This is a genomic window from Longimicrobiaceae bacterium, assembly GCA_035936415.1.
Lineage (GTDB): Bacteria > Gemmatimonadota > Gemmatimonadetes > Longimicrobiales > Longimicrobiaceae > JAFAYN01.
The window spans coordinates 1-2,153 of the sequence record DASYWD010000502.1 but is presented as its reverse complement, the minus strand read 5'-3'; the positions used below and the strand labels follow the sequence as shown (position 1 = coordinate 2,153).

Below are 2,153 nucleotides of genomic sequence, written 5' to 3'. Positions count from 1 at the left end.
GCCCCGCGCGCCCGCGCGCCGTCGAGGGCCGCCGCCAGCTCCGCGGCGAGCGTGCGGACGCGCGGCTCGCGGACCAGGGTGAAATGGTCGCCGGGGACGCAGCGGATCTCCACCCCGCCCGCGGCCAGGCCGCCCCAGAAGGCGGCGGTGCCGGCGTGTTCCTCGTCCTCGGCCAGGAAGAGCGTCACCGCGGCGTCCAGGGGACCAGGCCGGTACGCCCGCACGGCGGCGTGGTTGGCGCGCAGGACGTCGAAGCGTCGTCGCAGCTCCGGAAGGTCGGTCTCGGGCGGGAGCAGGCCGGCTGCGCGCCCCCCGTCCAGGAGCCGGACCAGGCATCCCTCCACCCCGAGCGCCCGCGCCTCGGCCGCCGTGGGCCCGCCGTCCAGCGAAAGGCCCAGGTGCAGGGCGAAGGACGCGACCTCCGACAGATCGTCGGCGGGGTTCCCGGTGTGGGGCTCGGACGGCAGGGTGTCGACCAGCGCCAGGAACTCGACCGTCTCTCCCCGGGCCCGCAGCCGCCGCGCCATCTCCCAGGCCACCAGCCCGCCCATGGACCACCCCCCCAGGCGATAGGGGCCCCGGGGCTGGACCTCCCTGACGGCCTCCAGGTACTCCCCGGCCATCGCCGCGATGTCCGGGACGGGCTCGGGAGCCCCGTCCAGCCCCGGGGACTGGAGACCGTAGACCGGCTGCTCCGGGCCCAGGTGTCCCGCGAGCGGCAGGTACGCGATGGCCGATCCGCCCAGCGCGTGCACCAGGAAGAGAGGAGGTCGGGAGCCAGCCGCGTGCAGGGGCACCAGGGGCGAGGGGCTCGCCTCCGCGGCGCCGCGGCGTAGGGCGGCGGCGAGCCCCTCCACGGTCTGCTCTGCCAGGAGCAGCGACGGGGATACGCGCGCCCCGGTCAGCCGGGACAGCCGCAGCGCCGCCCGGATCGCCGCGATCGAGTCTCCGCCCAGCTCCACGAAGGAGTCGCGCACCCCCACCATGCGCCGCCCCAGCACCCCCTCCCAGACGTGCACGAGGCGCATCTCCAGGGTGTCGCGGGGGGGGACGTACCCCGCGCCGTCGTCGGAGGCGGCGGCGACGGGAAGGGCCCGGCGGTCGACCTTCCCGTTCGGGAGGAGCGGAAGGCGCTCCAGGTGGACCCAGACGGTGGGGATCAACGGCTCGGGGAGCCGCTCCGCAGCCCAGCTCCGGAGAGTGCGGGCCGTCGGCGTGCCCGCACCCTCCCGGGGGGTCACGTAGGCCGCCAGCCGCACCTCGCCCGGGGCGTCCTCCCGCGCCACCACGGCGGCGTCGCCGATCCCCGGGTGCTCGCGGAGCACGGCCTCCACCTCGCCGGGCTCCACCCGGTGGCCGCGCACCTTGGCCTGGGTGTCGGCGCGGCCCAGGTACTCCAGCGCGCCGTCCTCGCGGCGGCGGGCCCGGTCGCCGGTCCGGTACATCCGCGCCCCGGGCCCCGTGGCGAACGGGTCGGGGAGGAAGCGCTCGGCGGTCAGCTCCGGCCGGCCGTGGTACCCCCGGGCGACGCCGTCGCCGGCCACGTACAGCTCCCCCGCCACGCCCACGGGCGCGGGGCGCATCCCGGCGTCCAGCACGTGGGCGCGCACGTTGTCGATGGGGAGGCCGATGGGGGCGGAGGGTGCGTCCGCGGCGGCATCCTCTCCCGTCACCACCTGGCAGGTCGCATCGATCACCTCGGAGGTGCCGTACAGGTTGAGCAGGGTGGCCCCCGGCGCGGACTGGCGGAAGCGCCGCAGCAGGTCCGGGGGGAGCCGCTCGCCGGAGGTGATCCACAGCGTCAGCTCCGGGAGCCGCGCCCCCAGGTCGGGGTATGCGTCCAGCAGCGCGCGCAGCAGCGAGGGGACCAGCACCAGGCGGGTGCAGCGGGCGGCGCGGAGCGACTCCGTCAGCGCCTCGGGGTCGCGGAGCACCGCCTCGGGGAGCACGGCCAGCGGGACCCCGGCCCCCAGCGCCCCGAAGATCTCCAGGTTGGAGTCCACGAAGCCCAGGGCGGTCTTGTGGCTCCACACCTCGCCGGGGCGTGGGGGGTGCTCGCGCCAGAGCCAGGCCAGCCGGTTGTGGGCGTTGCGGTGCGTCCCCACCACCCCCTTGGGCCGGCCCGTGCTCCCGGAGGTGTAGGTGACGTAGGC

Annotated in this window: 1 protein-coding gene; it reads right to left on the bottom strand. The window is 77.0% G+C overall.

All coding sequences use genetic code 11. The features are described from left to right. Window positions 1-2,153: AMP-binding protein (locus VGR37_20280; GenBank protein ID HEV2149749.1), on the bottom strand; the 2,153-nt coding region annotated here is incomplete at both ends.